Genomic DNA, 7138 nt, shown 5'->3' with positions numbered 1-7138 from the left:
TTCTGGCAACGTATCGCTTGCTTTAAAACAATTAATAGTTGCTTGATCAAACGTCTGCAAGATGGACAATCATCCTTCCTGCAGGCGCCTTCACAAGATACCTGCGCATACTTTCAAAGATCCGGGGAAGTGGCCTCAGCGCCGTTCCCGTGTGCTGCGAAGTTTCCTTCGTAGCGAGCCGCCCATTATAGCCGGCTTTTCCGCTTCGTCAACACCTTTTTTCAAGGCCGTCTCACCGGAGTGGACGTTGTTGCCGATGCTGCTTCGTCGTTGGACCCGAAGGTCTTTCGTCGTTGCGAGCCGCCTATTATGCCGGACTTTTCGAGTCCGTCAACACCTTCGTTCGATCATCTCGTTCGTCGGTGGTGGCGTTGCTGTTCGCGTGCCGTTTCCGAAGAAGCGGTGCGCTGCAGCAAGGGAGCGAATTCTAGAGATCCTGCAGATTTCGTCAAGCATTTTTTTGCAGGGTGATGACAGAGCCAACGCAACATCACGCATGACGTACGCTCGAAGATCACTGTGGCGTTGACCGCGCGTTGCGCGGTCAACGCCACAAGGGCTATCAATGCACGGATGCACGGTGGAGAGACGGCAATGAACATGCAGGTGCGGCAAGCGTGGTGGCGCGACCTTTCAGTACCGGCCCTCGTTGCCGGCTTCATTACTGTGCTGGTCGGCTTCGCCAGTTCGGCCGTCATCGTGTTCCAGGCGGCACAGGCCGTCGGTGCTGACCAGGCGCAGATCGCCTCATGGATGTGGGCACTGGGACTGGGCATGGGTGTCACCTGCATCGGGCTGTCACTGCGCTATCGGGTACCGGTGGTGACCGCATGGTCGACACCGGGCGCGGCGATGCTGGTGGTCGGTGCCGGCGGCGCATCGCTTTCCGAGGCCACCGGTGCATTCCTGCTCGCCGCGGTGCTGGGCATGCTGGCTGGCTTCTCCGGCATCTTCGCCCGGTTGATGCAGCGGGTGCCGATGGCGCTGGCCGCCGGCATGCTGGCCGGGGTGCTGCTGCGCTTCGGTCTGGACGTGTTCGTGGCCATGAACACCCAGCTGGTACTGGCGCTGGCCATGTTCGCCACCTGGCTGGCCGGACGCCGCCTGTTCCCGCGCTATGCGGTCATCGCCACCCTGCTGGTCGGCATCGCGGTCGCGGCCAGCCGTGGCCTGCTGCACGCACAGCAGGTGCAGCTGCAACTGGCGGTACCGCAATGGGTGACCCCGTCCTTGTCCTGGACCGCCGTGGCTGGCATCGCCCTGCCCCTGTTCGTGGTCACCATGGCCTCGCAGAACATTCCGGGCGTGGCAGTGATGCGTGCGTCCGGTTATGACGCCCCGGTATCACCGCTGATCGGCTGGATCGGTGTGGTCAACACCCTGCTGGCGCCGTTCGGTGCGTATGCGCTGAACCTGGCGGCGATCACCGCCGCGATCTGCATGGGCCGCGATGCACATGAGGACCCGGCACGGCGCTATACCGCGGCCATGGCGGCAGGCGCCTTCTACATCATCATCGGATTGTTCGGTGCCACCGTGGCGGCCCTGTTCGCCGCCTTCCCGAAGGAACTGGTGGCCTGCGTGGCCGGTATCGCGCTGTTCGGCACCATCGCCAACAGTCTGGCCAGTGCGCTGGCGCTTGAGCGGGACCGCGAGGCGGCACTGGTCACCTTCCTGGTGACCGCCTCGGGCGTCTCACTGGCCGGCATCGGCTCGGCGTTCTGGGGCCTGGTAGCCGGTGCGCTGTGCCTGCTGGTGCTGCGGCCCGGTCAGGGCCGCTGACCCGGCCTACCCCGCCAATGCGGCACCCACGATGCTCAGCACCACCGCGATGACGATGGCGACCAGCGTGGCGACCACGCTGGTGCCGCCGCGTGCGCTCAGCTCGCTGCGCAGCCGTGCATCATCGCCGCCGGTCACGGTACGGGCCTGGGCGATCAGGCGCTGGCAGTGTGCCAGGTACCAGCTGTTGCCAAAGATCCCGGTGGTGATGCTGAGCGCGAAGGTGATGACCAGCGACAGGCCATCCGGCACATCCAGCAGGGTCTCGACCACGCTGACCAGCAGCAGCAGGCCAACCCACATCGCCGCCAGGCGGTACATCTTGCGATACATCATCCAGATCAGGCCGAGCAGGAATGCCGGCCAGTGCCAGGTGCCACTGCCCGTGGCGATGCCCTGATCCAACCGCCAACGCTGGCGATAGATCGGGAAGTTGCCACCGACCACACTGGCATACAGCGCCATGTCGCCCTCCAGCCCAGCCGCCGCAGCCGTCTCCGGTGCCGCAACTGGCGCACGATAGGGATCGGACGGATCGCCGACACTCGGCGCAATGCCCTCAGCCGCAGGCGCTGCGTCGATATCCAGGACCGGAGCCACCTCGACCCGCGTTGCGGCCTGATCCAGCTCCGCCAACGGCCGCCACGACGGCATGCCTTCGCACCAGAGCAGCGTGCGCGCCGTCACCGTCCCGTCCTGCTGCAGGCGACGCAGGCCGGCCAGGTCCACCGGTCCTTCGCTCTGCCTGCTGTTGGCATACCACCACTGTGCTTCCTGCATGTTCTCCATCCTTTCGGGTCACTTCTTCAAAACGGGACTGCCGGCCCCCCACTACAGCGGGGTACTGGCCAGGGTCTGTATCAATTGATGGCGCGCGCCCGGCGCAAGCGTGATCTGGTCGGGGCCGGCATTGGCCACCTCCAGGCAGACGTAATCACGCCAGCCCTCGCCGACATCGGCCATTTTCGCTGCCGCCTCCGCACCGGGATTCCAGGCCACCAGCGTCTGGCTGCCTTCGCTGCGGACCTCGATCCGCCGCTGCAGGACCGGATCGCGCAGTACGTAGTGCCCCTTGGCACCGGTATAGATGCGATCACTGCGGCCGGGATCACGTGGATCACGCAGTGACCACGGCCCCTGCTGCTGGCGCGACTGCGCATAGTCCTCGTACTTGTCCAGATACTGCAGGCCATCGAGACCATCGACCTCGACGCGCTCGGCATCGCCTACCCGGAAATAGCTGTGCAGGGCCTGGGTGAAGGTCACCGACGATGTTCCAGCGTTCCCGGTGGTCAACTGCTGGTGCAGCTGGTGGCCGATGCGCAGCTGCATCTGCAGGCACAAGCCGAGATCGGCAGGCAATGGCGGCGCCAGCTGCAGCACCAGCTCTCCCGCGTCGTCCTGCTGTACCTGCTGCAGCTCCCAGCGCGCGGTGCGCACCAGGCCATGCGCGGGCACATCATTGTTCTGGCCCTGGCGGCCAAACCACGGCCAGCACACCGGCACACCACCGCGGATCGGCGTCGGCAGTGCGGCGCGCGTGGGCGACAGCCACAGCAGGTCCGGCTGCCCCTCCGGAATGAACGACAGCAGCTGTCCGCCGAACACGCTGATGACCGCCGTCGCGCTGGGGGTGCGCACGTGCCAGGCCTCCAGCCCGTGATACAGGCCGCTGCTGATGTCCGGATTCGACTGCATGCGATGACGCTCCTTGAAGACCGCGGCGATGATGTCGCGGTCAGCGTGCCTGGGGCAAGGCCTTCTGCGCGCTGGGTGCTGCAGCAGCGGCCTCTTCCTGCAGTGCATGCAGAATGCGTTGCCCGGCACGCCCATCGGCATTGGCCCAGCCGAGGCGCTGCTGCTCGGACTGGATCGCGCGACGGGTGGCAGTACCGATCATGCCGTCGGCGCTGCCGATGTCGTAGCCACGCGCCAGCAGCAGGGCCTGCAGCTGGCGGCGCTCATCGCGGCCCAGGCCCGGGTCGTCGGTCGGCCAGGCGGTGGCCAACCCGCTGCCGCCACGCAGCTGGTCGGCCAGCGTGGCGATCGCCAGCGCATAGCTTTCAGCCGCGTTGTAGCTGTAGATCGCGTCGTAGTTGCGGAACACCAGCAACGCGGGGCCCTTGTTGCCGGCCGGCAGCAGCAGGGCGGCGCGCGCGTCGGCGGGCAGGTTGGCCGGAGCCAGCACGCTGCCGTCCAGCGCGGTCACGCCCTGCGCACGCCAGTCGGCCAGGGCACGACGCTGGGTACGTCCGGCCTGGCTGGCGTTGAAGCCAGCGGGAACGCGAACTTCCATGCCCCACGGCTCGCCACTGCGCCAGCCGGCGCGCTTGAGGTAGTTGGCAGTGGAGGCCAGTGCATCGGGAATGCTACCGACCAGATCGCGGCGGCCATCGCCATCCCCGTCCACGGCAATGCGTGCATAGGTGCTGGGCATGAACTGGGTGTGCCCGAAGGCACCGGCCCAGGAACCGGTGAGCCCCTGTGCCTGCAGGTCTCCGCGGTCGATCAGCTTGAGCAGCGCCAGCAGTTCACCGCGGAAGAACGGCTGGCGACGGCCGGCGCAGGACAGCGTGGCCAGTGACTGCAGCAGGGGACGTTTGCCGAACACGCGGCCGTAGTCGCTCTCCACGCCCCAGACCGCGACGATGGTGGCGGCATCGACACCGTACTGCGCCGACACCCGATCGAGCAGGTCGCGATGCTGCTCCAGCATGGCGCGACCATCAGCCACGCGCTGGCGATCGACCAGCGCGGCCAGGTAGTCCCAGATCGGCGTGGTGAATTCCGGCTGCGCATCGAGCAGGCCAAGCACACTGGGGTCCGGGGTGAGCCCGGCGGTGATTTCATTGAAGCGATCGGCACTGATGCCCTGGCTGGCGGCCGTGGCCTGCAGGCCCGTCAGGCAGCGGCTGAAGGCCGGATCGACGCTGGCATCCGGTGCTGCAGGCAACGCGGGGGGCGAGGCGAGAGCGGCCGCCAGGCCGAGCGTGGTCAGAATGGGCATGGCGTCCTCCGTGTTGCCGTTGCACGGCCATCTTAGGGGCACCGGCGTCGCTGAACCTGAAGCGGCACCCGCTGGCCGTCCGCCCTAGGCGGTGCGCAGCAGGCGCAGGCCATAGGCGGGACTGTCGGCGTCCCAGCGCTGCATGACCTGCAGGCCCGCCTGCTGCAGCAGCGCTTCGAAGCTGTGGTCGGTGTACTTGTGGCTATACTCCACGCGGATCGGTTCGTCGGCGGCAACGTGGAAGCTGCGGCCATCCAGATGCACATCCTGCGCCCAGCGGCTGACCAGATCGGTTTCGATGCGCAGCCGCGCGATGCTGTAACGGGCACGGTGGCGGAAGCCGTCGAGGTCGAAGTCGCTGCCGATCTCGCGGTTGAGCCGGGCCAGCAGGTTGAGGGTGAATGCGGCAGTGACGCCCTGCGCATCGTTGTAGGCCGCTTCGATCAGCGCCGGGTCCTTGTGCAGGTCGATGCCGACCAGGGCCAGGCCGTCGCGGCCCATGGTCTGGCGCATCGCCCGCAGCAGTGCGACCGCGTCTTCGCCTTCAAAGTTGCCCAGCGTGGAACCGGGGAAGAACAGCAGCCGTCGCGCGGGTTCGCGTTCAGGCATGGGCACAGCCACGGGGCGGGTGAAGTCGGCACAGACCGGCAGCATCTCCACCTCGGGCAGCGCCGGTGCCAGATGGTCGATGCTGGACAGCAGCGCGGCCCGCGAGATCTCGATCGGCGTGTAGGCCACAGGGTCGTGCAGTGCGGCCAGCAGCTGCGCGGTCTTGCGTCCGCTGCCGCTGCCCAGCTCCACCACATGCAGGCGTGGTCCAACGGTCCGGGCAATGTCCGGCAGCACACGCGCCAGCAGGGCCAACTCGGTCCGCGTGGGGTAGTACTCGGGAGTCTGGGTGATCTGCTCGAACAGGCGCGAGCCACGCGCATCGTAGAAGTACTTGGACGGCAGCTGCCGGGGCGTGCGCGACAACCCGGCCACCACGTCGGAGAGGATCTGCTGGCGCCCGGGGGTGAGATCGGTCAATGCCTGCAGCGCGTCATGCACGGTGCTCATGTGAGGTCCCTGGCCAGGCGCAGTCCGGAAAACTGCCAGCGCGCCGGCGGCATGAAGAAGTTGCGGTAGCTGGCGCGCACATGGCCGCGGGGCGTGGCGCAGCTGCCACCACGCAGCACCCACTGCCCGCACATGAACTTGCCGTTGTACTCACCGAGGTTGCCGGCGAAGGGGCGGAAGCCCGGGTAGGCGCCATACGCGCTGTGGGTCCATTCCCAGACATCGCCGAACAGCTGCCGCATTCCACTGCCCTGCGCTGCCTGCGGGTGCAGCCGGTCGTCATCGGCGAAATGTCCCCGCAACGGCTGCGACGCGGCAGCGGCTTCCCACTCGTACTCGCTGGGCAGGCGCGCGCCGGCCCAGCGGGCGCAGGCATCGGCCTCGTAGTAGCTGAGGTGGCAGACCGGCGCGTGCGGATCCAGTTCGCGCCAACCGCCCAGGGTGTACTCGCGCTGCAGGACGTCATCCCAGTACAGCGGATGCCGCCAGTCCTCGGCTTCACGCAATGCCCAGCCTTCACTGAGCCACCAGCGCGGTTCGTGGTAGCCGCCGGCGTCGATGAAGGCGCGGTACTCGGCATTGCTGACGGGACGCTCGGCCAATGCATGCGCGGGGAGCAGCACGCGGTGCGCTGGCGCTTCGTTGTCGTAGGCGAACGCGGTGTGCTGCGGCCAGGCTGCGGCGCCGACGGTGACGATGCGCTCGGGTGATTCGACCCAGCCCTGCGCAGTGGCGACGCTGGCGACGGGCCGCAGATCCTCGCGATACGGTGGCTGCAGCGGGTTGCACCAGAACGCATGCTTGATGTCGGTGAGCAGCAGTTCCTGGTGCTGCTGTTCGTGCTGCAGGCCCAACTGCAGGTGCTGCAGCGCCTGCTCATCGAGATCGCCCGCCGCCAACCGCGATTGCACCTGTGCATCGACCTGCTGGCGGTAGTCGCGCACCTGCTGCAGCGAGGGCCGCGACAGCAACCCGCGCTGTGGCCGCGCATGCGCCGGGCCGATGCTCTTGTAGTAGCTGTTGAACAGGTAGTCCCAGGCCGGGTCATGCGCTGGCGCGGTGGCGAAACCCGCCAGCACGAAGCGTTCGAAGAACCAGGTGGTGTGGGCCAGGTGCCATTTGCTCGGGCTGGCGTCAGCCATGCTCTGCAGCATGGCGTCCTCGGCACTGAGCGGCGCGGCCAGCTGCAGGCTGCGCGTCCGTACATGGGCGAACTGGCGGGCGAGATCGTGCTGCGGGGCAGCGACGGCGGCGGGTACGCTGTCCATGTGGGCAGCATCGGCGCAGGGC

At 67.3% G+C, this 7138-nt stretch carries 6 protein-coding genes; 1 reads left to right on the top strand and 5 read right to left on the bottom strand.

Going from position 1 to position 7138, the window contains the following annotated elements:
* Positions 1-594 precede the first annotated feature (594 nt).
* Positions 595-1782, top strand: coding sequence for a benzoate/H(+) symporter BenE family transporter (locus tag VPH47_RS21260; RefSeq protein ID WP_110714198.1), 1188 nt, complete (start codon positions 595-597; stop codon positions 1780-1782).
* A gap of 6 nt (positions 1783-1788) precedes the next feature.
* Here VPH47_RS21260 and VPH47_RS21255 read toward each other — a convergent pair whose 3' ends face one another.
* From VPH47_RS21255 to egtB, 5 genes are all read right to left on the bottom strand, one after another.
* Positions 1789-2562, bottom strand: coding sequence for a DUF2628 domain-containing protein (locus VPH47_RS21255; RefSeq protein WP_368851759.1), 774 nt, complete (start codon positions 2560-2562; stop codon positions 1789-1791).
* Positions 2563-2613: 51 nt separating this feature from the next.
* A complete protein-coding gene (locus tag VPH47_RS21250) occupies positions 2614-3480 on the bottom strand; it encodes a D-hexose-6-phosphate mutarotase (protein WP_197611670.1) in 867 nt (288 codons plus the stop codon).
* A 40-nt stretch (positions 3481-3520) separates the two neighbouring features.
* Positions 3521-4789 (bottom strand): lytic murein transglycosylase, encoded by a 1269-nt coding sequence (locus tag VPH47_RS21245; RefSeq protein ID WP_180860972.1) that lies wholly within the window; start codon positions 4787-4789, stop codon positions 3521-3523.
* 84 nt (positions 4790-4873) lie between these two features.
* Positions 4874-5848: an L-histidine N(alpha)-methyltransferase gene (gene egtD, locus VPH47_RS21240; RefSeq protein WP_368851758.1), complete on the bottom strand. Its 975-nt coding sequence runs from the start codon at positions 5846-5848 to the stop codon at positions 4874-4876.
* Positions 5845-7116 carry an ergothioneine biosynthesis protein EgtB gene (gene egtB, locus VPH47_RS21235; RefSeq protein ID WP_368851757.1) on the bottom strand — a complete coding sequence of 424 codons (1272 nt, stop codon included), beginning with the start codon at positions 7114-7116 and terminating at the stop codon, positions 5845-5847. The genes egtD and egtB overlap by 4 nt, the downstream gene beginning before the upstream one ends.
* Positions 7117-7138: the final 22 nt, after the last annotated feature.

The organism is Stenotrophomonas sp. WED208, from assembly GCF_040984485.1.
In the GTDB taxonomy this organism is placed as follows: Bacteria; Pseudomonadota; Gammaproteobacteria; order Xanthomonadales; family Xanthomonadaceae; genus Stenotrophomonas; species Stenotrophomonas riyadhensis.
This window is presented reverse-complemented; position numbering and strand designations above follow the sequence as displayed.

Bases quoted from the DNA above. Each gene is read 5' to 3' on its own strand.
- VPH47_RS21260 (WP_110714198.1), top strand. From the start codon at position 595: ATGAACATGCAGGTGCGGCAAGCGTGGTGGCGCGACCTTTCAGTACCG.
- VPH47_RS21255 (WP_368851759.1), bottom strand. From the start codon at position 2,562: ATGCAGGAAGCACAGTGGTGGTATGCCAACAGCAGGCAGAGCGAAGGA.
- VPH47_RS21250 (WP_197611670.1), bottom strand. From the start codon at position 3,480: ATGCAGTCGAATCCGGACATCAGCAGCGGCCTGTATCACGGGCTGGAG.
- VPH47_RS21245 (WP_180860972.1), bottom strand. From the start codon at position 4,789: ATGCCCATTCTGACCACGCTCGGCCTGGCGGCCGCTCTCGCCTCGCCC.
- egtD (WP_368851758.1), bottom strand. From the start codon at position 5,848: ATGAGCACCGTGCATGACGCGCTGCAGGCATTGACCGATCTCACCCCC.
- egtB (WP_368851757.1), bottom strand. From the start codon at position 7,116: ATGGACAGCGTACCCGCCGCCGTCGCTGCCCCGCAGCACGATCTCGCC.